Annotated in this window: 25 protein-coding genes and 1 pseudogene; 15 read left to right on the forward strand and 11 right to left on the reverse strand. The window is 59.0% G+C overall.

The annotated features are described in order from the left end of the window. Nucleotides 1-260: 260 nt before the first annotated feature. Both ACJJVH_RS32285 and ACJJVH_RS32290 read right to left on the reverse strand, forming a co-directional pair. On the reverse strand, nt 261-995 hold the full coding sequence (locus ACJJVH_RS32285) for a Crp/Fnr family transcriptional regulator (protein ID WP_113384585.1): 735 nt from the start codon (nt 993-995) through the stop codon (nt 261-263). A gap of 42 nt (nt 996-1,037) precedes the next feature. Further along, on the reverse strand, nt 1,038-1,805 hold the full coding sequence (locus ACJJVH_RS32290) for a Crp/Fnr family transcriptional regulator (RefSeq protein WP_112794816.1): 768 nt from the start codon (nt 1,803-1,805) through the stop codon (nt 1,038-1,040). A 124-nt stretch (nt 1,806-1,929) separates the two neighbouring features. Between ACJJVH_RS32290 and ACJJVH_RS32295 the strand changes: the two genes are divergently transcribed. The 4 genes from ACJJVH_RS32295 to ACJJVH_RS32310 all read left to right on the forward strand — a co-directional run bounded on the left by ACJJVH_RS32295 (nt 1,930) and on the right by ACJJVH_RS32310 (nt 5,096). Continuing rightward, nucleotides 1,930-2,298 (forward strand): response regulator, encoded by a 369-nt coding sequence (locus ACJJVH_RS32295; protein ID WP_113359997.1) that lies wholly within the window; start codon nt 1,930-1,932, stop codon nt 2,296-2,298. Between the two features lie 308 nt (nt 2,299-2,606). Continuing rightward, on the forward strand, nt 2,607-2,903 hold the full coding sequence (locus tag ACJJVH_RS32300; protein WP_112794814.1) for a PRC-barrel domain-containing protein: 297 nt from the start codon (nt 2,607-2,609) through the stop codon (nt 2,901-2,903). A gap of 423 nt (nt 2,904-3,326) precedes the next feature. Further along, nucleotides 3,327-4,535, forward strand: a complete 1,209-nt coding sequence (gene hmpA, locus ACJJVH_RS32305) for an NO-inducible flavohemoprotein (protein ID WP_113423418.1) — start codon at nt 3,327-3,329, stop codon at nt 4,533-4,535. Nucleotides 4,536-4,610: 75 nt separating this feature from the next. Further along, nucleotides 4,611-5,096 carry an RrF2 family transcriptional regulator gene (locus ACJJVH_RS32310; protein ID WP_113423419.1) on the forward strand — a complete coding sequence of 162 codons (486 nt, stop codon included), beginning with the start codon at nt 4,611-4,613 and terminating at the stop codon, nt 5,094-5,096. A 140-nt stretch (nt 5,097-5,236) separates the two neighbouring features. On the opposite strand, the gene ACJJVH_RS32315 is transcribed toward ACJJVH_RS32310, so the two are convergent. Beyond that, the gene (locus ACJJVH_RS32315) at nt 5,237-6,325 is read right to left on the reverse strand and encodes a Gfo/Idh/MocA family protein (RefSeq protein ID WP_113423420.1); all 1,089 of its coding nucleotides are present in this window, start codon (nt 6,323-6,325) and stop codon (nt 5,237-5,239) included. Nucleotides 6,326-6,527: 202 nt separating this feature from the next. On the opposite strand from ACJJVH_RS32315, the gene ACJJVH_RS32320 reads away from it, so the two are divergent. The 8 genes from ACJJVH_RS32320 (at nt 6,528) to ACJJVH_RS32355 (ending at nt 14,793) form a co-directional block, all read left to right on the forward strand. Next, a complete protein-coding gene (locus ACJJVH_RS32320; protein ID WP_113423421.1) occupies nt 6,528-7,805 on the forward strand; it encodes an ABC transporter substrate-binding protein in 1,278 nt (425 codons plus the stop codon). A 72-nt stretch (nt 7,806-7,877) separates the two neighbouring features. Continuing rightward, nucleotides 7,878-8,750 carry a sugar phosphate isomerase/epimerase family protein gene (locus ACJJVH_RS32325; RefSeq protein WP_113423422.1) on the forward strand — a complete coding sequence of 291 codons (873 nt, stop codon included), beginning with the start codon at nt 7,878-7,880 and terminating at the stop codon, nt 8,748-8,750. Between the two features lie 50 nt (nt 8,751-8,800). Beyond that, nucleotides 8,801-9,595, forward strand: a complete 795-nt coding sequence (locus tag ACJJVH_RS32330; RefSeq protein ID WP_113423423.1) for a 6-phosphogluconolactonase — start codon at nt 8,801-8,803, stop codon at nt 9,593-9,595. Continuing rightward, nucleotides 9,592-10,578 (forward strand): ROK family protein, encoded by a 987-nt coding sequence (locus tag ACJJVH_RS32335; protein WP_113423424.1) that lies wholly within the window; start codon nt 9,592-9,594, stop codon nt 10,576-10,578. Before ACJJVH_RS32330 ends, ACJJVH_RS32335 begins: the two co-directional genes overlap by 4 nt. Then, a complete protein-coding gene (locus ACJJVH_RS32340; protein ID WP_113423425.1) occupies nt 10,575-11,474 on the forward strand; it encodes a carbohydrate ABC transporter permease in 900 nt (299 codons plus the stop codon). The genes ACJJVH_RS32335 and ACJJVH_RS32340 overlap by 4 nt, the downstream gene beginning before the upstream one ends. A gap of 8 nt (nt 11,475-11,482) precedes the next feature. Beyond that, the gene (locus ACJJVH_RS32345) at nt 11,483-12,304 is read left to right on the forward strand and encodes a carbohydrate ABC transporter permease (protein WP_412066494.1); all 822 of its coding nucleotides are present in this window, start codon (nt 11,483-11,485) and stop codon (nt 12,302-12,304) included. A gap of 30 nt (nt 12,305-12,334) precedes the next feature. Beyond that, a complete protein-coding gene (locus ACJJVH_RS32350) occupies nt 12,335-13,468 on the forward strand; it encodes an ABC transporter ATP-binding protein (RefSeq protein ID WP_412066495.1) in 1,134 nt (377 codons plus the stop codon). An 11-nt stretch (nt 13,469-13,479) separates the two neighbouring features. Next, nucleotides 13,480-14,793 carry an ROK family transcriptional regulator gene (locus ACJJVH_RS32355; RefSeq protein ID WP_412066496.1) on the forward strand — a complete coding sequence of 438 codons (1,314 nt, stop codon included), beginning with the start codon at nt 13,480-13,482 and terminating at the stop codon, nt 14,791-14,793. Nucleotides 14,794-15,081: 288 nt separating this feature from the next. Here the strand turns inward: ACJJVH_RS32355 and ACJJVH_RS32360 are convergent, their stop codons facing one another. Together ACJJVH_RS32360 and ACJJVH_RS32365 are read right to left on the reverse strand one after the other, a co-directional pair. Then, on the reverse strand, nt 15,082-15,573 hold the full coding sequence (locus tag ACJJVH_RS32360; RefSeq protein WP_113423428.1) for a hypothetical protein: 492 nt from the start codon (nt 15,571-15,573) through the stop codon (nt 15,082-15,084). A 10-nt stretch (nt 15,574-15,583) separates the two neighbouring features. After that, the gene (locus ACJJVH_RS32365; protein WP_113423429.1) at nt 15,584-16,657 is read right to left on the reverse strand and encodes a YihY/virulence factor BrkB family protein; all 1,074 of its coding nucleotides are present in this window, start codon (nt 16,655-16,657) and stop codon (nt 15,584-15,586) included. Between the two features lie 188 nt (nt 16,658-16,845). Here ACJJVH_RS32365 and ACJJVH_RS32370 point away from each other — a divergent pair, with 188 nt between their 5' ends. From ACJJVH_RS32370 to ACJJVH_RS32380, 3 genes are all read left to right on the forward strand, one after another. Next, the gene (locus tag ACJJVH_RS32370) at nt 16,846-17,010 is read left to right on the forward strand and encodes a hypothetical protein (RefSeq protein WP_412066497.1); all 165 of its coding nucleotides are present in this window, start codon (nt 16,846-16,848) and stop codon (nt 17,008-17,010) included. Between the two features lie 11 nt (nt 17,011-17,021). Continuing rightward, entirely contained in the window at nt 17,022-17,798 is a 777-nt protein-coding gene (gene xth / locus ACJJVH_RS32375; RefSeq protein ID WP_113423430.1) for an exodeoxyribonuclease III, read from the forward strand. A gap of 202 nt (nt 17,799-18,000) precedes the next feature. Next, nucleotides 18,001-18,276: a hypothetical protein gene (locus ACJJVH_RS32380; protein ID WP_412066498.1), complete on the forward strand. Its 276-nt coding sequence runs from the start codon at nt 18,001-18,003 to the stop codon at nt 18,274-18,276. 375 nt (nt 18,277-18,651) lie between these two features. On the opposite strand, the pseudogene ACJJVH_RS32385 reads toward ACJJVH_RS32380, so the two are convergent. The 6 genes and pseudogenes from ACJJVH_RS32385 to speB all read right to left on the reverse strand — a co-directional run. Then, nucleotides 18,652-18,762: pseudogene (locus ACJJVH_RS32385) on the reverse strand (homocysteine S-methyltransferase family protein); the annotation flags it as partial. A 191-nt stretch (nt 18,763-18,953) separates the two neighbouring features. Continuing rightward, nucleotides 18,954-19,979 (reverse strand): extracellular solute-binding protein, encoded by a 1,026-nt coding sequence (locus ACJJVH_RS32390; RefSeq protein ID WP_113384592.1) that lies wholly within the window; start codon nt 19,977-19,979, stop codon nt 18,954-18,956. 19 nt (nt 19,980-19,998) lie between these two features. Beyond that, nucleotides 19,999-20,826, reverse strand: coding sequence for an ABC transporter permease (locus tag ACJJVH_RS32395; RefSeq protein ID WP_113423432.1), 828 nt, complete (start codon nt 20,824-20,826; stop codon nt 19,999-20,001). After that, nucleotides 20,819-21,745 (reverse strand): ABC transporter permease, encoded by a 927-nt coding sequence (locus ACJJVH_RS32400; RefSeq protein ID WP_112794807.1) that lies wholly within the window; start codon nt 21,743-21,745, stop codon nt 20,819-20,821. Before ACJJVH_RS32400 ends, ACJJVH_RS32395 begins: the two co-directional genes overlap by 8 nt. Before the next feature lie 4 nt (nt 21,746-21,749). Further along, nucleotides 21,750-22,817 (reverse strand): ABC transporter ATP-binding protein, encoded by a 1,068-nt coding sequence (locus tag ACJJVH_RS32405; protein ID WP_412066499.1) that lies wholly within the window; start codon nt 22,815-22,817, stop codon nt 21,750-21,752. Next, a complete protein-coding gene (speB, locus tag ACJJVH_RS32410) occupies nt 22,814-23,785 on the reverse strand; it encodes an agmatinase (protein WP_112794805.1) in 972 nt (323 codons plus the stop codon). The genes ACJJVH_RS32405 and speB overlap by 4 nt, the downstream gene beginning before the upstream one ends. Between the last annotated feature and the right edge of the window lie 73 nt (nt 23,786-23,858).

A 23,858-nucleotide genomic window follows, 5' to 3' on the forward strand; every position in this document is an offset into this window, starting at 1 on the left:
GTCCCGCCCTGACAGGGTATGCGGACAATTGAGGCGACGAGCGAGTCTACCTGGCCGGCGAAGGAATTTTAAGCTTTGGGGCGTATGGAGCGCTCTGCGGTTGATCTCGCCTGCATTGCCATTTCCGCTGCCCGCCTTCAGGAGGGCAGCCGCGCCGCCGTAGCTGGTTGCGCAATCTCGCTGCAGGCTATCGCTGCCCCGCCGGGATGACGGCGGCAATCCCGGCTCCGACGGAATGAGACCAAGGCGCGGACAGCCTTTCAGGACCTCTCATCGGTCGGATAAACGCCGGGGAGAAGATGTTCATAGTGCCGGCGCAAATAGCCGTAGCATTCACAAGCGTGCCGCGTGAGCTGCTTTCGATCCTTCACGACGATGAACCCGCGGCCATGCTCTATGGCTCCCGCTCCCTCGAGCTGGTGGATGACTTTGCTGGTGTAACTGCGCTGCACTCCCAGCATTTCCGAGACGAACTGCTGGGTGACATCCAATCGCGAATTCCCGACCCGATCCTGCGTGGCCAGAAGCCACCGGGCCAGCCGGGCGTCGTATTCGTGAACCGCGTTACAGGCTACCGATTGCAGGACCTGCGCCAGGAGACAATCTGCATAGCGGGCAAAATGATCCCGCAGCGTCACCGAGCGTTGCCGGGCCTCCTCAAGAGCTGCGGCGGGAACGCGGATAACGCCTCCGCCGATCTGAACGACCGCTCGCGCAAAAGCTGGTTTTTGTCCGTGGCTGATGATGCCGCCCACCGCGCCCTCCTGCCCGATCATCGCCGCCTCGGTGACGGTTCCGTCCCGAAGCCCTAACACGAAGGACGCAATCGTCCCCGCCCCGGGAAAATAGACATTTGCGACATCCTCCCCCGGCTCGAAGAGCACGTCCCCCTTCGAAAGGACGAGTGTTTCGACATGCGGATCAATCAGCGCGCGATCACGAGCCGATAACGTCGATAGAAGCCGGTTATGAACTTGGCGCTTGGAGCGTTCCATGGATCCTCCGAGACATGTTGTCGGAGAAATGAATGGACGACCTTATGGTTCCCGCGTGGGGTAGATACCCGGCAGTACTCTTTCGAAATGATCGCGGACAAGCCCGTAACATTCGCAGGCCGAGGCCTCCAATACCGCACGATCTTCTATTCGAATAACGCCCCGACGATAGGAGATGGCGCCCTTTCGCTGCAATCCCCTTGCCATACGGGTGACGTAGGTGCGCGCAACGCCGAACATCTCGGCCAGAGCATCCTGGGTCATCGGCAGTTGCGGCGCCTGCAGCCGGTCCTGCATCATGAGAAGCCATCTGGAACAACGGGCCTCAAGGGGATGGACGGTGGCGCAGGCGACGGACTGCAAAACCTGAGCGATCAGGCAGTCGGCATAGCGGGTCAGGTTCTCCTGCAAACGCGGTTCGGCGCGCTTGGCCTCTTCAAGGCGCTGGATGCCGACTCGCGCGAGGTCTCCAGGAATGCGGATCACCGCGCGGGCGAAAGCAGGCTTGACCCCAAGGCTGATAATGCCTCCCACCACGCCTTCACGGCCGACTGTGGCAGCCTCGATGGCCCTGCCGTCCCGCAACGGGAGCGTAAACGCGATGACGGTTCGCCCGAGAGGGAAATAGGCATGCGATACGTCGTCACCCGGTTCGAACAAGGTGTCGCCTTTCTCCGCGGAAATCATCTCGAGGAAAGGGCGCAGGCGTTCTGTCGCCGGGGGCGGCAAGGAGGCTAGAAGGCGGTTGCAGGTCCAAAGCTCCGCCTGTCGGTCGAACATCGCCTGCGTCGGATGCTTCTCATTGAGCAAAGTCCGGATCTCACCCCTACCTCAGTGAGATTTCGCTATCACCCGATGGAACTTCTTGTCGGTCTACTAGTTGACATAAGGCAGACGTATCGCCGGAATGATGATCATGGACGGAGAGAGCCAAATGGAAAGCGAGAAGGGAGTGCTTCTTGTCGAAGACGAGTTCCTCGTTGCGCTGGACATCGAGGACAGACTGGCCGAACTGGGGATTGAACCAATCTTCGTCGCGACAAATATCGCCCAAGCGCAGGAGCTTCTGACGACAAAGGAAATCGTGCTGGCCATCCTCGACGTGCATGTCGGATCGGACCTGGTCTTTCCCGTTGCCGCCAAAGCGGTATCGAGGAACATACCGGTTATATTTTCAACTTCCGTCCTTGCGGACGAGATGCCCTCCGAGTGGTCACGATATCCGACTTTGTCGAAACCATGGAACCAGTCGGCGCTGATGCTTGTGCGTCAGCAGCTGGACAATGCCTCCATTCGTGCTTAGCAAAAACGACATTCACTCAGATCGGCATTAAGCTCGAGTAGCCGGACTCGGAGTCCAGCTTGTGGGCACCCGGCGTGTGATCCTCCCGCAGCGCACCTCGCAGGAGGTTTATGGCTTTGCGTTTTTCCTCCGGCTCGTCTCGGTTGAAAGGACGCAAGCATTGCCGTGACGGAAATTGCTGTTTGGAACAAACTCTTCGAACCGTCGTTTGATTTCGTAAGCGCGTTCATCGAACGCGCCCGGAGCGAACAGCACGGAAAGGCCCGAAGCTGCGCCAAACCAATCAACGCAAATGGAGGAAAAACGTCGTGGATCACAGCAATCACATCCGCCTCACCGAAGACGAACTCACGCAAGCCAATCTGAAAGGAGCCTCGGTCTACGGCGTCGATGACCACAAGATTGGAAAAGTGGATCATGTTCATGGTGTCGGTAACGCCAGCAACATCGTTATCGATGTCGGCGGCTTCCTCGGTATCGGCGCAAAGCCGGTATTGGTCCCTGCAGCCAACCTGGATTTCATGCGTGACGAGAGCGGCACGATCCACGCAGTGACCAGCTGGACCAAGGATGAACTCGAAGCGATGCCTGAACATCGCGATTGAACCGTCATCGCGATTTGCGAAAGTTCAAGCAAAGAGGCAACGGCCCGGTGCATGCACCGGGCCGTTTTTCGTTCGCACACCCCTTGCCCCCGATCATCGCTGCGTCGATGACGCTGCAAGCGTCGCCGGAGGATTTGCGATAGCGCAGGCACACCGGGAGCATGGCGATTGAGAGAATCGATGCCGCGATGAGACTTCGATAGGCCGAACCGATCGCCTGCCTGCAAGAAATTGCCTGGAAGAGCCCCGTGAAATCAGATGTCGCAGCCAAACGCCGAAGCCTTCGCGCCGCCCGACGCCGGTGGAAACGCCTGGCTGTGACAGAAGCGCACAGGATGCCCTCAAAGCCAAAAGATATATTGTGGATATATGTTTTAAATCATACATCGATGCCGCCACCATCAAAAATCATGGAGATCCGAAATGGCTAGAGAACTGAGCGCGGCAACCAAGGCAATCGTGCAGGCCACCGTACCCGCGCTTGCGGCCCATGGCACGGAGATCACCGCCGCCATGTACGTGCTGCTTTTCAAGGACGAGCAGGTTCGCAACCTTTTCAACCAGTCTCACCAGGGCAAGGGCGGCGGGCAGACGAAGGCGTTGGCGCAGGCGATCCTCGCCTATGCGCAGAATATCGATAACCTTGCCGTCCTCGGGTCTGCTGTCGAGCGCATCGCACAAAAGCATGTCGGCCTTCAGATCCAGGAGCATCATTATCCGCATGTCGCCAACGCCCTGCTCGCCGCCATCAAGCAGGTGCTGGGCGACGCCGCAACTCCCGAAGTGCTCGCAGCCTGGGGCGAGGCCTACTGGTTCCTGGCGGATATCCTGATCGGCCGGGAAAAGCAGGTCTACGAGGAGCTGAGCTCTGCCGAAGGCGGATGGAGCGGCTGGCGCCGCTTCCGCATTGCCGACAAGCGCCGCGAGAGCGACATCATCACCTCCTTCGTCCTGAAGCCGGAAGATGGCCGGTCGGTCATCCGCCATCTTCCCGGCCAGTATCTGACGTTCCGGATCGCCGTGCCCGGAAAGGGAGAATACCGCCGCAACTACAGCATCTCCTCCGCTCCGAATGGCGAGACATACAGAATTTCCGTCAAACGCGAACCTTCGGGCGTGATTTCGAATTATCTGCATGACAAGCTGGTCGTGGGCGATGTGCTCGAGGCTGCACCGCCGGCCGGCGACTTCTTCCTCAAGGAGAACACTGCGCGACCGGTCGTCCTGCTGAGCGGCGGCGTCGGTCTGACGCCGATGGTCAGCATGCTGGAGGCCATCGCGGCAAAAGAGAACATTGCGAATGTCTATTACGTCCATGGCGCTGAGGACGGCAAGGTTCATGCGATGGGCGAGCATGTTCGCAAGCTCACCTTCGGGCGCGACGGGATGAGATCGACGATCTTCTATCGCGCGCCGCACTCCGACGACCGGAAGGGCGTTCACTACGATCAGGAAGGCTTTGTCACCCTTGAATGGCTCGCCGAGAACACGCCGCTGAAGGAAGCTGACATTTATCTATGTGGGCCAAAGCCGTTCCTCGCCACGTTCGTCAATGGGCTGGACAGGGCCGGCATCCCGAAAGACAGAATTCACTATGAGTTCTTCGGCCCAGCCGACGATCTGGCGGCATGAGAAAAGCATCGGCGGCGGGACATTCGCTCCGCCGCTCGATTGCTATTATGCTGCGATGGAATCGGGAGAGAATTCATGCGGCTGACAGTTTATTCCGACTATGCGTTGCGGCTGATGATGTATCTCGGTCTCCGCAAGAGCGGCAGCTTGTCGACGATTGACGACGTCGCTGCCGCTTACGGCATCTCCAAAGCGCACCTCATGAAGATTACACACGAGCTCGGCAAGAAGGGCCTGGTGGAGACCGTCAGGGGACGTCAGGGCGGAATGCGTCTCGCCCAAGACCCGTCATCCATCAGGGTTGGCGATATTGTCAGAGCTTGCGAGCCCGATTTTGCGCTGGTTCCGTGTATGGAAGCTGAAGGCGGCAACAGCTGCGCGGTCCTGCCGGCCTGCATCCTCAAGCGCGCGCTTGCAACCGCAGCCTCGGCATTTCTCGATGTTCTGGATGGTTACACTCTAGCGGATCTCGTCGGCCCGACCACGGCGCTCCGGCAGCTCCTCGGCATCGAAAATTCCGGCACTCCGCAGCATAAGATATCAAATTTGCCTCAGAGCTAACCTGATCTGCCACTGAAACGTGATCCTTCCCGCCGCCGATGGAGACATGCACTATCTCGCAACTTTTCCAGGCCGGCGACAACACTGCCGCCGGCGTCACCCGTTCCTGCGCCAAGAGGCTCGTAGCAAGTAAACTCCGGTCAGGCCGCCAGCGTCGACTTGGCGACTGCGAGGATTTTTGAGAATAGCTCGATATCCTCTTTCGAGTCGGACGGCGGCGTGCGGTTCGGCGCACCGTCAACGATCGAGGAGTGGAAGGCTTCAAGTTCGATTTGGAACGCGTCCGTGTGGAAGGGACCGAGGGTGCGCACCAGATTGCTATCGACGGTGCTTTCCTGCACCTCCAGCGTCATCGGCAGATTGCGCAGATACGGCGTGTTATAGCGGAAATGCAGACGCTTGTTCTTCGAGAAGACCTCGATGCCGGCATCGAAGCGCGCGATATCGTCGATGAGGCATTCGTAGATGGCGGTGAAGCTGCCATAGTCGAACATGGCCGTGAGCTGCTCGCCATTCTGCGACAGTTGCGCACCGATCACCCGCTTCGGCGAACTGCCCAGGAGGTCGCGCATGGCAGACAGCGAATGCGAGCACAGTCCTGTCATGACTTCATAGCCTCGCCTGACGATCGCCGGCGCATCCGCGCCGCACATGGCATCCATCATCGCCTTGCGAAGCGCCCGGCTCTCGTCGATCAGCTCCGCCGGAATATCGCCGTTCGGCGTGACGACCTTGTCGGTCTGGTTGAAGAACCATGGTCCTTCGCAGATCACGTCGCGGACGCGGACATAGGAGATCGGTCCGAAGTCTTCCAGTTCCTGCTTGGCGGCCACGAAGGCCGGCGCGAAGCGGCGCATGTAGCCGACCATGACGACACGATCGGAGGCGGCTTCGGCGGCCACGAGCGTCTCCAGGTCTGCAGCCGTCAGGCAGGCCGGCTTTTCGATGAACACATGCTTGCCGGCGGCGATCGCCGCCCTTGCCTGCTCGCCGTGGTGCTGGTCGGGGCTGAGAATCAGCACGGCATCGATCTCGGGATCGGCAAATAGCGCCGCCGCCGTGTCGTAGCGTTTCTCGATCTTCCAATGGTCGGCCACCTGCGTAAGCACAGAGGGCGAGACGTCGTGGACGGCGGCCAGTTCGAACCGATCCTGCAACTTGTGAAGCGTCGGAATGTGCATCAGTTGCGCCACTTCCCCAAGCCCAACCAGACCAACCTTCAATCGCATATCCAACTCCTATGTTGCGCTTTAAAAACGCTAATTAAATTCGAACAATGCATTTAATTAGCGAAAGCGAAACGGCAGCTCAAGCACAAAATAGAATAAATATTCGATATTTTTTGCGAAAACGCCGGAATATTCCATTTACAGTCGCAAGCTTCTCGGTATTATGATCCATAATCTGGATTTAATAAAAGGGGAGTATGTCATGACCATCAGCAAGGCATTCGCATTCGGTATCGCGGCACTCGGGTTCACGGCCGCCTATCCGGCCATCTCGCAGGCCGAAACCATCAACATCTTCTGCTCGTCCTCCGGCATTGAACTGCAATTGTGCAAGGAAGGCTCCGAAGCCTGGGCCAAGGAAAGCGGCAACGAGGTGAAGATCACCACGATGCCGGCGAACTGGGACGATGTGCTGTCGCTCTACCAGCAATTGCTTTCGGCACAATCGACCGATGTCGATGTGATGATCCTCGATGGCGTCTGGGTCGGCCCGCTGAAGAGCCACCTGCTTGATCTGAAGGATGCCATGCCCGCCGGTAGCGTCGACAAATACTTCCCCTCCGCCGTCGCGGCAGGCACCGTCGGCGGCAAATTCGTCGCCATGCCGTGGTACATGGACACCGGCCTGCTCTTCTATCGCAAGGATCTGCTCGACAAATACGGCGCCAAGGTTCCGGAAACCTGGACTGAACTGACGACGACGGCCAAGCTTGTTCAGGATGGCGAGCGTAAGGCCGGCAACGACAAGATGTGGGGTTATGTCTGGCAGGGCCGCGCTTATGAAGGCCTTGTCTGCAACGCCACCGAATGGTTTGCCAGCAGCGGCGCGGGCACCTTTATCGATGCCGACGGCAAGATCACCATCGACTCTCCGGAAGCTAAGGAAATGTTGAAGACGGCTGCCGGCTGGGCCGGAACGATCTCTCCCCAGGGCGTCCTCAATTATGACGAAGAGGGCTCGCGCGGCGTCTTCCAGAATGGCGATGCCGTCTTTATGCGCAACTGGGCCTATGCCTGGTCGCTCGCCAACGGCACCGACAGCGCCATCAAGGACAAGGTCGGCGTGGCGCCGCTGCCGAAGGGCGCGAACGGCCAGCATGTCGGCATCGACGGTGCCGCCTATCTCGGCGTGTCGAAATATTCGACCCATCCGAAGGAAGCAGCGGCACTGGTCGCCTACCTTGCCGGAGAAAAGGAAGAAAAGCGCCGGGCATTGGCCGGCTCCTATATTCCGAGCATCTCGTCGCTGTTTTCTGACGCCGATGTTCTGAAGGCCATCCCATTCTTGACGACGGCCAAGGCCGCCTTCGAGAATGTCGTCACCCGTCCGACCAGCGTGACCGGCAGCGACTACCCGCGCATCTCGACCGAAATTTCCAATGGCCTTCATTCCGCTCTTGCAGATCCTTCGGCAAGCGACACCGCCATCGACGACATCGCATCGAAACTTGAGGCACTGAAGTCGCGCGGCGGCTGGTAACACGTTCCGACAATCGCGGTCCGCATCCGTGAAACGGCGGACCGCCCATTCCAAATGCTAGGTGACAAGATAATGACGATCAAAGTGGCGACCGCGCCGGACTCCTGGGGTGTCTGGTATCCGAAGGACGAAAAGCAGGTCGGTTGGGAGCGCTACCTCGACGAGGTGCAAAAGGCCGGCTACGGCTGGACCGAGCTTGGCCCCTGGGGCTATCTGCCGACCGATCCGGAAACGCTGCTTTCCGAGCTCGGCTGCCGTGATATCAAGCTCTGCGGCACCGGCGTTGTCCATGCGCTGTCGCTTGCCGATTCTGCCGAAACGCTTGCCGCCCGCGTCGGGCCGATCTGTGCGCTACTGAAGGCGGCGGGCGCCGAATGGTTCGTGCTGATGGACGAATCCGAATCCTATGCCGCACCTGGCGATCGCCAGCTCGATGACCAGGCATGGGCGCGAATGATTGCTATTGTCAACGCGACGGCCAAGCGCGTTGTCGAGGAATACGGCATGAAATTCGTCTTCCATCCGCATGTCGGCACCTGCATCGAGACGGAAGCCGAAATCGACCGGCTTCTGGCCGATACAAGACCGGAGCATGTCGGGCTCTGCTTCGACCTCGGCCATCACATCTATACCGGCGCCGACCCGCTTGCCTTCATGACGCGTCACGCCGACCGCATTCCCTATTATCATTTCAAGAATATGGACGGGACGCTGCGCCAGCGCATCACGGACGAGAACATTCCATTCATGGATGCCTTCCAGATGGGCGTCATGTGCGAGCTCGACAAAGGCGTCATCGACTTCGCAGACGTGGTCAAATTCCTCGAAGCCCGGAATTACGATGGTTTCGCCGTCGTCGAGCAGGACATGTATCCCTGCCCGCCGGAAAAGCCGTATCCCATCGCCAAGCACAATCGCGACTATCTGAGGACACTCGGCCTTTAAAGGCCGCGTAGCACCGTCGCCTGCCGCATATGATTTGACTGGAGGATAATTTGCCCGCGCATTCCACTGAAATTCTGAACACCCCAGCCGAGATCGGCGACGTGCTGGCCACCGACATTCTAGCCGGGATTGCCGCCGCACGCACCAGCGGAAAACAGTTTCTGTTGGGTTGCCCAAGCGGACGATCGCCAAAACCGGTCTATGACGCAATGGCCGGCAAGGCCGCCGCCGGCAATCTCGACCTTTCCAATCTCGTTCTGGTCATGATGGACGAGTATCTCGGCGGTGGCGAAAACGGTCTCGATCTTTGTCCGCCCGATGCCCACAATAGCTGCCGCCGGTTCGCCGAACACGATATCCGCCAACGGCTGAATGCAGCCATCGAGCCCGAGCATCAGGTTCCCAGCGAGCATGTCTGGTTTCCGGATGCCACGGATCCGGGTGCTTACGATGCGCGCATCGAGGCCGCGGGTGGCGTCGACCTCTTCATCCTCGCATCCGGCGCGACGGACGGCCACGTTGCCTTCAATCCGCCGGGCAGCCCCGCGGATGGCTCAAGCTGCATCGTCAAGCTCGCTGAGGAAACGCGGCGCGACAATTTAGGCACTTTCCCCGATTTCCCCTCGCTCGATGCCGTGCCGCATCATGGCCTCTCCGTCGGTCTCGGCACCATCTCCAATCTATCGAAAGCCGTTGCTATGGTCATCCATGGCGCCCACAAGAGGGATGCCGCCAGCCGCCTGACGCAAAGCGATAGTTTCGATCCGCAATGGCCGGCCACCATCATTCATCGCTGCAAGCAAGTTCGCATCCTGCTCGATATCGCGGCGGCGGGGAAAATATGACAAGCGGCAATATCGACGAATTTCGTGCTCCAGCTCCCCAAGGCCCAGACTACCGCATCGGCATCGATCTCGGCGGCACCAAGATCGCCGCCGGTCTGGTGGATACCGCAACGGGTGCAGTGAGCCACTTTCGACGCAGGCCAACCGCCGTCAACGCGGGCCCTGCCGCCATCATCCGCGATGTCGTCGAGATCGGCGCCGAAATCATCGCCTTGGCGAACGCCCAGCGCAGAGGTCCAAAATCGATCGGCATCGCCGTCCCTGAGCTTGTCGATCTCGAAGGCCGTGTCTGCAGCGACTGGAATTTCTCGATCGAGACAATCCGCGCCCAGGTCGAAGATATGCTTGATGTTCCGGCGATGGTCGATAGCGACGTGCGCGCCGCCGCCCATGCCGAAGCCCGCTTCGGCGCCGGTGTGCTGCATCGCAGTTTTGTCTATGTGTCGCTCGGCACGGGTATGAGCTACTCGCTCGTGATCGATGGCCAGCCATGGTCGGGGGCCAACGGCTTTGCGATTCACTTCGCCAGCTCCTCGCTTGCTCTTCCCAGGGAAGATGACACCGGCTTGACGGTCGCAAATGCCGAGGACTTCGCCTCCGGCAAGGGCATGCAGCTTTCGTTTGCTCACCGCACCGGATTGCCGCCCGAAGAGGGCGTTCGCACGCTGGAATCCCTAAGCGCCGATGACGATCCCGTCAGCATGCGCATCCTCGATGAGGCGGCGGAGGTAACCGGCCGGCTGATGGCGCAGATGGTTAATATGCTTGATCCCGAGGCAGTGGTTCTCGGCGGCGGGCTTGGTTGCTCGACCGGCCGCTATCGCACGAAACTGGAACAGCACATGCGCGGGAACATCTGGGCGGAACGCTGCCGATCGATTCCGCTGCTTCACGCAGCGCTCAACGAGAGTGCCGGTGTTGTCGGCGCTGCCCTTGCAAAACCGCCCGGCGATCGCCGGCAAACGATCAGGGTTACTGCATGACGGCGCAGACGGCTCTCCAATCCAGCTGGACCAAACGTATCGAACCATGGCTTCTGCTCGCCCCGATGCTGATCGTGCTGGCAACAGTCACCGCATGGCCGCTTGCCCGCACAGCGTACCTCTCCTTCATGCATGCCTCGCTCGATGCCGGCGACCTGCCGCGCTTCATCGGCTTTGGCAATTATCTGGCATTGATGAAGGATGGCGACTGGTGGCATGCCGTGCGCAACACCGCCCTCTTCGCGACGACGTCCGTGATACTCGAAACGCTTGCAGGCGTCGGTATCGCCCTTTTGATCGACAGCCAGATCAAGGGTCGTGGCGCATTGCGGGCCGTCATGCTGATCCCCTGGGCGATCCCGACGGTGGTCTCCGCGCAGATGTGGCAATGGATGCTGCATGACCAGTATGGCGTCATCAACGCGCTGTTGATCAAGCTTGGCTTCATCAGCCACGGCATCGCCTGGACAGCCGGAACCGGCACGGCGATGGCTGCGATCATCGCCGTCGATGTCTGGCAGACGACGCCGTTCATGGTGCTGTTGATTCTCGCCGGCCTGCAGATCATCCCCCGTGATCTTTACGAGGCCGCCAAGGTCGATGGCGCTCCCGGCTGGGCACGGTTCTTCTATATTACCCTGCCTTTGCTCTGGCCGACCCTTGCCGTTGCCATACTCTTCCGTCTCCTCGATGCTGTGCGCATGTTCGATCTTGCCTACGTGCTCAGTTCCAAGAGCCGCGAGACGGCGACCATCTCGATCTATGCCCGCCAGCAGCTTGTCGACTTCCAGGATGTCGGTTACGGCTCGGCCGTGGCGATGCTGGTGTTCCTGATGATTTCGCTGGTGGCGGCTGTCTATATCCAGCTGACCAAGATCCGATTGATCAGCGAGTGAGGATGCCGATGAAACGCCTTGCCAAAACCATTGCACTGACTCTCCTTAAGATCGTCGTTGTGTTCTACACGGTCTTCCCGTTCTACTGGGCGATCGTCTCCTCATTCAAAACAGGGTCCGCCCTGTTCTCGGTCGACTTCCTTCCGACGATCGACCTTACCAATTATCGCGACTTGCTGACCAACGGCAATTTCCTGCGCAACATCCTGAATTCCGCGATCGTCGCGGTATCGGTCGTGACGCTGTCGCTGATCTTTGCCATCACCTCGGCCTATGCGCTTGGGAAACTGAAGTTTCGCGGCCGCGGGGTCGTGCTGGCGGGGATTCTCGGCGCCTCGATGTTTCCGCAGATCGTCGTTCTCTCGGGCCTGTTCGGAACGATCCGCTGGCTCGGTCTCTATAACAGCCTGGGCAGCCTGGTTCTCTCCTACATGATCTTCAGCCTGCCTTTCACCGTATGGGTGATGACCAGCTTCATCCGGCAGATTCCGGCCGAACTGGAAGACGCCGCCCGCATGGACGGCTGCTCGACCTGGGCAATGATCTGGCAAATCTATTTTCCGCTACTGGCGCCGGCGCTGGCAAGCACCGGCCTGCTTGCCTTCATCGCCTCTTGGAACGAGTTCCTCTTTGCCCTTACCTTCACGCTCAGCGATACAGTCCGCACCGTTCCGGTCGGCCTGGCGCTGATTTCCGGATCGAGCCGCTTCGAGCTTCCATTCGGAACGATCATGGCGGCCTCCGTCATCGTCACCGTACCCCTCATCCTGCTGGTTTTGATCTTCCAGCGCCGCATCGTCTCCGGCCTGACGGCGGGAGCGGTAAAATGATGCGCCCTGCTACCAAAGAAAGAAATATCGATGGCTGACCTGTCCCTGACCAATGTGCGCAAGGCGTTCGGCGCCCTGACAGTGCTGCATGGGATCGATCTTACGATCGAAGATGGCGAGCTGGTCGTGTTCGTCGGCCCGTCCGGCTGCGGCAAATCCACCCTGCTTCGGGCAATCGCCGGGCTCGAAGAAATCAGCGGCGGCGAGATCCGCATCGGCGGCCAGGTGGTCAATCACATCGCCCCGGCAGAACGGCAGATCGCCATGGTGTTCCAGTCCTACGCGCTCTACCCGCATATGGATGTCTATCGGAACATGGCATTTGGCCTGAAATTCGCGAAAATCCCAAAGGACGAGATCGACCGTCGCGTCCGTAAGGCGGCATCGATCTTGAAGCTCGATGCGGTTCTCGACCGCAAGCCCGGCGCTCTTTCCGGCGGCCAGCGCCAGCGTGTTGCGATCGGCCGCGCCATCGTCCGCCAACCGAAAGTTTTCCTGTTCGACGAACCGCTATCGAACCTGGATGCAGCGCTTCGGGTCAATACCCGCATCGAGATCGCCAAGTTGCACCGCGAACTTGGCGCGACGATGATCTACGTGACGCATGATCAGGTCGAGGCGATGACATTGGCCGACAAGATCGTCGTACTCAACAGCGGCCGTATCGAGCAGGTAGGAACGCCGCTCGATCTGTATCACGCACCGGCAAATCTGTTCGTCGCCGGCTTCATCGGATCGCCGGCGATGAATCTGATCAAGGCGCAGGTTCTGTCTGTTGAAGACAGTAATCTGCAGCTTGCGGTCGGCGAGCACCGTGTAAGCTTTCCCTGTTCCGGAGCAGCTACCGCGGCAGGTGCTGAAGTGACCATCGGCATTCGACCCGAGCACTGGATCCCGGGCGACGGTCCGTCGATGAGGATCGAAGGCATCGTCGACCTCGTTGAGCATCTCGGCGAAACCAGCATCGTCTATCTCAGACTTGTCGACGGGCAGATGCTCACCGTCCGCTATCCCGGCGATATTTTCTGCAAATCCGGCGATCGGTTCGTGGCGGAAGCCCCGGTTGCGGCGGTCCATCTTTTCAACGATGCAGGACAAGCTATGCTTGGGCGTCGCTCAAGCCCGGCCTATGGTATCCTCGGCCAGGAATTCCGGGCGCGCTGAATGGAAATGGAATGACCGATACGCCAAAGACAGGGTCGGGAGCCCCCAAGCTGACCAAACTTCCCGGAGGACGCCAAAGGCTGCCCAACGTCACCGGCACCAATCTCGAGCATTCCCGTATTTTCAACCGGCGCCTCATCTTCGAGGCGCTGTACCAATCCGGTCCGCTCAGCCGGATCGATATCGCCAAGCGGGTCGGACTGACGCCGCAGACCGTCTCCGGCATCACCCGGGAATTGCTCGATCAGCAGTTCATCATCGAGACCGGCCGTTCGCAGGGGCAACGCGGCCAACCGCAAATCTATCTCGGACCGAACCCGGTTGCGGGCTTCTCGATCGGCATCCATCTCGATCGCAATCGGGTCGTTATGGTGGTGTGCAATCTGCTTCTTGAAGTCATCGGCCGAAAGATCTGGATGGGCGATACCCGTGATCCCGATTCGACGCTGAACCATATTGCCAGCCTTACCGATGCCCTGATTAACGAGACCGCCGTGCCGCGCGACAAGATCTGGAACATCGGCCTGGTGCTGCCGACCCTCGATGACGACATTTACGATTTTGCCACCAAGCAGCCCGGATGGGACGCCTGGGCCAACGTTCCGGTTGCCCAGCGCTTGAAAGACCTGAGCGGCCTGACGGTTCTCGTAGAGAACGACGCCACCGCGGCCGCCATCGGCGAGCATTTTGCACGCAGCGAGAAAGAAAATCGCAACTTTGCCCATCTCTATATCGGTTATGGCGTTGGGGCCGGCATGATCGTCGATGGCATGCCCCTGAAAGGCGTGTGGGGTAATGCCGGCGAGCTCGGATTGCTCCCCTTTCAGCCCAAGCGAATGCGCGACAACGGCGAACCGCCCATCATCGATTCCGTTCTCTCGCTCAACGGTATTGCGAAAGCGCTCGAATGGAGCATCAACGGCGCAGACGCAGCAGTTGCCGATGTATCGATCCTTACCGATCTTCATAGTCAACGCGATTCTCGGCTTTCCAGCTGGATGGAAGAAGCCGGGCTTTGCTTGCGTTTTCTCACCGCCATACTCGAGAGCACGATCGATCCTGAATTCATCAGCGTAGGCGGCTCGCTACCGCCTTCGATCGTCGCCGCCTTGGTAGAGCGTGCCTATCCGCTATATCGCTCGCTAAGCGAGCGCAAGGATCGGCGCTCTCCCCGACTCGTGGTTGGCCAGTTGACGGACGATGCGCCGGTCATCGGTGCGGCCAGCCTTCCGATCTTCGTCAATACCAACCCGAACTTCCGGCACCTTTACATTCGCCAGCTCGGCGATGAACAACGCCCCTTCGAGCAACCCTCCATATCCTGACCCATGTTGCTTGGTGCGGCGACCCGAAGCCGATTGGTCCAAGCGCGAGGTTCCGATAGCGATTTCAGGTGGCAGATAGTGAGTTCTTTTCCCCAAGGATCAACGACAACACCGATGCTCTGATCACGCACCTGAAGCAGATGACGTAGCCTGCGGGTGGTATGGGACACGGGTGGTTGGGACGTGGGAATTGCCCGAACGTGTGAAGGCGACGAGCATATCGGCAGAGTTTTCAAAACTATCCACCAAAGGTCGAGGCCGGGGTGACGATCGTTGTCCCGCGTCAGTCTAGGAAAGCTCTCCGTTGAAATAGGATTCTGCCCGAGACCGAAGCAATGGAATAAGCAGTCCACGCCACGTTTCACCCGAGATCAGCCCGCCAGACATACCGTGCTCTGGAATCCCATCAAGTCGAAAATCGCCTGCGATATCTAAGTGCTCGCCGGTGATCTCCGTAAAAACCCGATAGATCGTTTCAATGGCGGCCTCACCATTCGCAGCGTCGGGAATTCCGGCAAGTTTGGTGGCGAGCAATCTCCACAAATAGGGATCACCGCGAAAACCCCATTGTTGCGGCTGATTGGCGAAAATCGCGAGATAGAGATTATTGGGCATCTGCTCGTTCAAACCTGAACACGTTGGATATAGAGCAATAATATTCGTCTCATTTAGGTCCGCAATGCTGACGGGCGGCTTGGCCCGCCAGCATTGCGGCCAAAGCGATGAATGGCGATTGGCGAACGCCAGTGTGGCGGGAGCGGCAAGTCGGCGCCATGCCATATTTTTCCTCTCAATCCACCGGCTCGCCCAATGTATCGGCGGCATGGGCCCCTCGGACGCCCATCGGACGAGGCGACCCGGTTGTGGAATCTTTCTCCGTCTGACGCTCCAGCTCAGCGTTCAATTCCGCTCCGATGAGCAGGATCGTTACCGATAGCCATGTCCAGATCAAAAAACCGATCAGAGCACCGAGCGTACCATAGGTCGCATTGTAATTGGCGAAGTGGCTTAGATAGAAGGAGAAGACAAATGACATGGCGAGCCAGGCAAGCACCGTCAGCGCCGCACCCCACGTCATCCATCGCAGCCGTGCCGGCTCTCGGCTTGGTCCGAAGCGATAGATGGCGAGAATTGCCGAAACTATCAGCAGCGCAAGCACGGGCCATCGAGCCAGCAAGGCCAATTCCTCGTGAGAACGATCGAGCCACAGATTGGCCAAGAGGACGGGAAGGATGGCAACGAGCCCCACCGCGGCAGCGGCGGAAATCATTGCGCAAAGCGTAAAGCACAGTGCGATCAGGTTCAGCTGGAGGAAACTTCGCTTTTCCCTTTCCTCGTAGGCGACGTTCATCGCATCGAAAAGTGCCAGCGTACCGCTGTGAGTACTCCAGAGCGCAATCGCCAAACTCACGAAAAATGCAATTCCGAGTGTCCCACGCGGTTTTGCCGTCAAAACGGAGATCTGATCGGAAAACAGATCAAAGGCTCCGGGTGGCAGGACGCCGGCCAGTTCACGCAGATGTTGAGGAAGTACGGTCGGATCGGCCGCCAGTCCATATAACGAGACAAGCGCGGCGAGCGCCGGAAAGATGGCAAGGAGAAGATAGAACGTAACGCCGGCCGCAATTAAGGTAACGCGATCATCTGACACCCCACGAACGACGCGCCAGAATACGTCACGCAATCCGATCAAGGGCAATTGCTCGGGAACGGTGGCGTGGCGACCACGGTCGTCAAGGGCCATATTCCTGCTGTCTTTGGTGAGCGTGTGCCTTCTCCCGGCTAAAACCAGCACTCCAAGAAAAGCCGCTGTCAACGCTACGGTAATCCGGACCGGGGTCAAAGTGAACTTTCGAACAGTCATGCCTTTCTCCACGCTTGTGCTGTAAAAAACGCATGGCCTCGCAGAAAGATGCGCAAGCATCCACAACCACATCCTCTATTGCGACATTGCCGCCGTTCTCCTGGCCAGGGCCATGCGTTCAGCCGGTCATGCATCTTTTGGCGGCGCAGAGCGTTTCTCCCTCCAGCAAGCCATCAAGGAGTTCTGCCGTGAGCAAATGCGAATCGATCGATACCGGCATCGACAGGCGCTACGTCGACCGTAAAGAACGGGGCAAGTTGCAACAGGACCATGACATTTCCCACTCTGTGTCGGGTGGCCGTCATGACGCCAAACACAACGCCGAGCCCGGCCAGGATAATCGCAAACACTGACGGAAAAGCCGATGAAGATCGCCACTTACAACGTCAACGGCATCAACGGCCGCCTGGAAGTTCTGCTCCGGTGGTTGGAGGAGGCAAAGCCGGATGTGGTCTGTCTGCAGGAGCTGAAGGCGCCGGAGGAGAAGTTCCCGCGCCGCGAGATCGAACGCGCGGGCTATGGCGCGATCTGGCATGGCCAGAAATCCTGGAACGGCGTTGCGATCCTTGCCCGCAACGAGGAACCGCGCGAAACCCGGCGCGGCCTTCCGGGCGATCCGGACGACCGTCACAGCCGTTACATCGAAGCGGCGATCGGCGGTATCCTCTTCGGCTGTCTCTATCTGCCGAACGGCAATCCCGCTCCGGGTCCGAAGTTCGATTACAAACTCCGATGGTTCGAGCGTTTGCACGCCTATGCCGCCGAACTGTTCGAGCTGGAAATCCCCGTTGCCCTCGTCGGCGACTTCAACGTCATGCCGACAGACCTCGACGTTTACGCCCCCGAGCGATGGCGCGACGATGCCTTGTTTCGCCCCGAAGTGCGCGCGGCGTTTGCCGAGCTTGTCGCCATGGGCTGGACGGATGCCATCCGGCTGCTGCATCCGGAGGAGCGAATCTACACGTTCTGGAAGTATTTCCGCAATGCCTTCCCTCGTGATGCCGGCCTTCGCATCGACCACTTTCTATTGAGCCCGTCCCTTCGCGAACGGCTGGAAGCCGCCGGGGTGGACAAGTATGCGCGCGCCTGGGACCACACCAGCGACCATGCGCCGGTTTGGATCGAGCTCGAGGGCGGATAACGCGCTGAATTTCGAGGGTATCGCGCCCGGAAAACCCGAACCGGCTTGCCGCCATCGCGTCCCTTCTTCATCGCCGGCAGACAGGAGGGAGAACGTCCGAAAAGGAACATCATGGCGAAGCAGGCGTTAAATGGACATCCATCCACGGAGGCGACAGATGGCCAGAGACCCGAAATCATCCCCTGCAGTGCAAGCATACGAAATGGAAAAAGCCAAACGGCGCGCGCAAGAGGACAAGGGCGACCTCGACAAGGGGCTGGAAGACACCTTCCCCGCCTCCGATCCAGTGTCACACACGATCACCTCCGTCCCGACCGGACGGACGGATCCCCGGGAGGCCGAGCGTGTGAAAGCCGACGCCGACATCGGCGCCGATGCAGGCCTCGGCAACAGCATTAGCACCTGGATCAAGGCAAACCCACTGACGGCTGTGGCGATTACGGCTGCCGTCGGATGGATCATGGGCGCGACACGCTAGATGTATGGTCCTAAAGTGAGCCGGTGCGGATTGGTCTTTGAGATTGACGGGTCCTTTGTCCAGGCGTCGCAGATCGCCTGATAGAGTAGTCGCCATCGCAGCGCCTTGAGGTATTTGGCGAAGTTGCTTTCTTGCGATGCCGGGAGTGCGGCTCAGATTTCGATCGAAGCGGGAAGCGGTCTGATTTAGTCCGATCCTGTTCGATCATTCCCTTGACCGCGGGCGAGCGGGATCGGCATTTACGCCGAAGGAAATCGAAGGTCTGCGGATGGCCAAACTCTCCTTCCCACGCGCGGCAGCGGCGGCGCCTGTTGGTCCGGATACAAAAGAAAGCTCACCATCGCGCCCAATGGGTCGAAACTTCGTGAAGTTCCGCTATGTGCCTTGAGGGCGAAGAAGAGCCTCTTTCAAGCGATGAATATGACCCGCGCCGATGACACAACAGCCGCCGACAATCGTTGCCCCCGCATCCACCCAGGAACAGGCAGCCAGCGGGCCGGTAGAGAGCGGACGCTGTCTGGCGGCGCTTGGAGTTCGGCTCGACGACACGGCATCGTGCGGCAGAAGAATACTTCCCATTCTCCGGGTCCGGATAAATCAATGCCAGGCGCCGTCTCCGGCGCCTGGCATGAAATTGCTGATCCGAAAATACAGTGGGATTGAGCTCGCGATTCAGGTCACTTTTGCAGGTCTGTCCAGATTTTGGTGTAGATTTTCATCACTTCCGGCGAGCAGGTCTGCGCGGGAAAGCCCGCTTTCGCAAATTCAGGTGCGATATTGATCTCCGGCGCCGCCTTCATGTCTTCCGGCAGATATTTCTCCGAGCCGAGGATGCCATTGCCGTAACGGGCGAATGCGGAGATCATCGCCGCGTTTTCGGGGTCCATGATGAAATTGACGAACAGCTTGGCGTTCTCGACGTTCTTTGCGTCAGCAAGGATCGCGATGTTGTCCATGAATACCGAATAGCCCTCCTTCGGAAATCCGAACTCGAGCTTGGGATTCATAAGGCGACCACGAAGGGAGGCGCCATTCCAGTTCATGCCCGCGGCAATGTCTCCCTGATTCAGTTGTTCGATCCCGCTATAGTCCATCGAAACCCAATTCGGCTTGGATGCAACCAGGAGGTCGCGCACTTTTTTCAGAACCGTCATGTCATTGGTGCAAGTCTCGCCGCCGACATAGTGAACCGCCAGCGCCATGATGTCGTTCATTTCCGGAACGATATTGATCTTCCCCTTCAGTTCCTTGGGCGGGTTGAACAGTATGGCGGAGGTGTTGATATCCCCCTTGTAGAAATCTCTGTTCACGGTGACGCCCACGGTCCCCCACTGCCAGGGCGCGGTATAATGGCGGCCGGGATCGAAGCCGGGGTTGCTCCACTTCGGATCGACATTCTTGAAATTCGCCATCTGGTCGGGACGAGATTCGAGCAGCAGGCCTTTCTGAATCCAGATGGGCACATAGATGCCGGCGGGGACGACGATATCGAAGCCGTGGCCACCCGCCTCGACCTTGGCGAGAGCGGTGTCGTTGCTGTCATAGTCCGTGACCGTGACCTTCACATTATAGGCTTGCTCGAATTTCTTGATCAGATCCGGAGGCGTATAGTTCCCCCAGTTGTAGATGTTGAGCTCGCCATCGGCGAAGGCGGGACCGGCGAGCAGGACTGCCGCGGCGACTGATGCTATGAAGCTCTTCATAATTCCCTTTTCTCCTCAATTAGGAATGATGCGTCTTGGAGTGATTTTCACGGCTGATGAAAAAGAACGCGACGACGAGTACGACCGAAACGGCGAGCAGCACGGTGGCGATCGCATTGGTTTCAGGCGTCAGGTTGCGGCGCATCTGGCCCAGCATGTATGTCGGAAGAGTTTCCTGCCCGGCGCTCTTGACGAATTCGGTGATGACGACGTCATCGAGCGAGGTAACAAAGGCAAGCATCGCGCCTGCCAGGACCCCGGGCCACAGGAGCGGCAGCGTAACCCGTCGAAAGGCCCGCCATGGCGATGCGTAGAGATCGGCCGCCGCCTGCTCCAGGGTCCTGTCCATCCCCTGCAGACGCGCCCTGACGGGCATGAAGGCAAAGGGGACGCAAAAGGCGGAATGAGCAAGCACGAGATAGCCGAGTCCACCATAACCGGTTCGTGTCTTGACGAAGGCAAAGACCACGAGAAGCGAAACGGCGGTTACAATCTCCGGCACCATAAGCGGCTGATTGATGAGAGTGAACATTGCGTTGCGCCCTCGAAAGTTTCCGCCCCGCCCCATGGCAACGGCAGCAAGAACCGCGACCACGGTCGAGATGAGCGTTGCGATTGTCGCAATCACCACGGAGCGCACGGTCGCTTCCTGAACGGCCTCGTTCTGCCACGCCGTGATATACCAATTGAAGGAAAAACCCGCCCAACTTGTCAGCGCCATGCCGCCGTTGAAGGAAAAGACCACCATCAGGATGATCGGCAGATAGAGTACGACGAAGCAGAACGCTGCGATGGCTGTGAAGCCGAACTGACGGCGTGGGTCGAACGCTTTCGAACGGTTAGCCATCTTGCTCTCCTTCATTTGCAGTGGTCCGCACGTAAAAGATGAGGGCGACCGTCACCATCAGCAGCAGGGTCAACGACAGCGCCGCGCCGAGCGGCCAATTGCGGGCCTGGCCGAATTGAAGTTCGATCAGGTTTCCGACCATGAGCTGCGTTCCTCCCCCGAGCATGCGCGGGATGACGTAGGCACCGAGCGATGGCACGAAAACGAGGATCGATCCGGCGATGATACCCGGTTTGACGGCAGGTATAATGACCCTGCGCAACACTCTCGACGGTGTGGCGTAGAGATCGTATGCAGCTTCGATGAGCGAGAAATTCAATCGTTCCATCGAGGCATAGAGTGGCAACACCATCAAGGGCAGGTATACGTAGACCATGCCGAGCAGGATCGCAAAATCGGTAAACATCATCTGGATCGGCTGATCGATCAGGCCGAGCGACTTCAGAAACGCGTTCACGATCCCTTCGTTGCGGATCAGCCCCATGATTGCGAAGGTTCTGATCAGAAGGTTGGTCCAGAACGGTATCGTGATCAGCAGCATCCAGCCATCCCGTTGGGTGACTGGACGCGTGGCGATGAAGTAAGCCGTGGGAAAGCCGAGAATGACGCAGAATAGTGTGGTCAAAAGGGAGAGCTTCACCGAACGCCACAGGATGGAAATGTGGGCATCGGCAAGGCTGAGAGTGCCGTCGAAGGCGTCTCTGGTGGTAAAGACGCCAAGCCAGCCATCCCAAGAGAAGTGCCAGACAACTCCGCCATAATCGCCCGCCGTCAGGAACGAGTAGAAGACGACGACGATCAGCGGGCCGACGGCGGCCGCAAGCAGGAGAACGATTGCCGGCAGCAACAGGAGCCAGCGATTGCGCGTTTCGCGCCGCTTGACGGCGGTTGTTTCAGAAAGAACAGGTGCTGGTGCCACGGCGTCAGTTCCTCAGAACCTGAACAGCTTGCGGTTCGAACCCGATACCCAGGTGCTGACCCCTATCGAACGTTACGGGTTTTGGCGGGTTGTTCTGATGCCGGACGACGAAACGGGCACCATCGGCGAGCCTGAGATGGAAATGCGTGTCCGTCCCGCAATAGACGATGTTTTCCAAGACACCGGAAAGCTTAGGCTGCTCGGCCGATCGCTCCAGCATCGTCTGCTCGGGACGAATAACGAGGGTGACGGCGCCATGCGCGGATATGCCGCCTTCCGGAATATTTGCCCGGATGCGCGAGCCTCCCGGCAACTCCACCATGCCATCGGCGGAAAGCTTGGCCTGGACGAAATTCGTATCGCCGATAAAGTCCGCGACGAAACGCTCCTGCGGGCGATCGTAAATATCGCGGGGCGTGCCGATCTGTAGAATCTTACCGGTATTCATGACCGCAATACGATCACTCATGGTCAGGGCTTCTTCCTGGTCATGCGTCACGAAAATGAAGGTAATGCCCGTTTCCGCCTGCAGACGCTTCAACTCGATCTGCATTTCCTTCCGAAGCTTTAGATCGAGCGCGGACAACGACTCATCCAGAAGAAGAACCTTGGGTTTGGGCGCAAGCGCACGCGCGAGCGCCACTCGCTGCTGCTGCCCGCCGGACAGTTCGGACGGACGCCTGCCCGCCATTGCCGACATTTTGACGAGCGCCAGCATCTCCTCGACCGTACGCGCGATTTCGCCGCGCGGTCGCCCCAACATTTCGAGGCCGAAGGCGACATTTCCAGCAACCGTCATATGCGGAAAGAGCGCGTAGCTCTGAAAGACCGTGTTGACCGGGCGCTTGAACGGCGGCAGCGACAGAATATTCTGCCCCGCCAGACGAATGGCGCCCTCGCGCGGATGGATGAATCCCGCGATCGAACGCAGAAGTGTGGTTTTTCCGCAGCCTGAGGGGCCAAGAAGGGTGAAAAACTCGCTTTCGCCGATCGTCACGCTGACATCGTTCAACGCAACGAAGGCGCTCGGATCCTCGCCGAACCTGACGGAGATACGATCGACCTCGATCATTGCATGCCTCCCTTTCGTTCCCGGGCGGCTTCCGCCACGCGAGGCAGCGCGCAGAGCATCTCGTAGAGAAAGTTCGCGGCAATCACCGCGGTATTGCCGGCGGGATCATAAGGGGGTGAGACTTCGACGAGATCGCAGCCGACGAGATTGAGCCCGGCGCAGCCGCGAATGATTTCCAAACCCTGTTGCGTTGTAAGTCCGCCTACCTCGACGGTGCCAGTTCCAGGCGCAAATGCAGGATCGAGGCTATCGATGTCATAGGACAGGTAGACCGGCGCATCGCCGATCTTCCGGCGAATGTCCGCCATCAGTGGCGTCAATGACTTCCACCAGCATTCCTCGGCCTGTATGCAGGTCCAGCCCTGCTTGCGACCCCAATCGAAATCCTCCGGGCTGTAGCCGGTGCCACGGATGCCGATCTGGAAAACCTTGTCGTTCAAGAGGCAGTCATCCTCCCAGGCCCGGCGGAACGGGCAGCCATGGGCGACAGCCTCCCCGAACATGTGCTCGTTCGTATCGGAATGGGCATCGACATGAATGAGGGCGACCGGACCATGGCGTTCCTTGATCGCCCGAAGGATAGGCCAGGTCAGTGTATGATCGCCGCCGAGCGTCAGAGGAATGGTGCCGTGTTCCAGCACATCACGATAAAACTCGGTGATGATGTCGACAGACTTCTTCAGATCGAACGTATTGATGGGGACGTCACCAATGTCGGCGACCTGCAGGACATCGAAGGGCGCTGCGCCCGTCGCCATGTTGTAGGGTCGGATCATGCGGCTTTCGTCTCGGATCTGCCGCGGCCCAAGGCGGGTGCCAGGGCGGTTCGACGCTCCGATATCCATGGGGATGCCAACGAAACAAGCGTCAAGGTTTGCGGCCGACGTTGCGGAGGGCAACCGCATCATGGTGGCGGGACCTCCAAAGCGCGGCATTGCGTTACCGCCCAGGGGCTGGTTGAAAGACATGCGACCTCCCAAAAAATGTAATCACTTGCTTTTTTGGGAGATGGGTCCGGCGGTTAACATTCCATTCTGCGGA

The organism is Rhizobium sp. SYY.PMSO (assembly GCF_046840415.1).
In the GTDB taxonomy this organism is placed as follows: domain Bacteria; phylum Pseudomonadota; class Alphaproteobacteria; order Rhizobiales; family Rhizobiaceae; genus Rhizobium.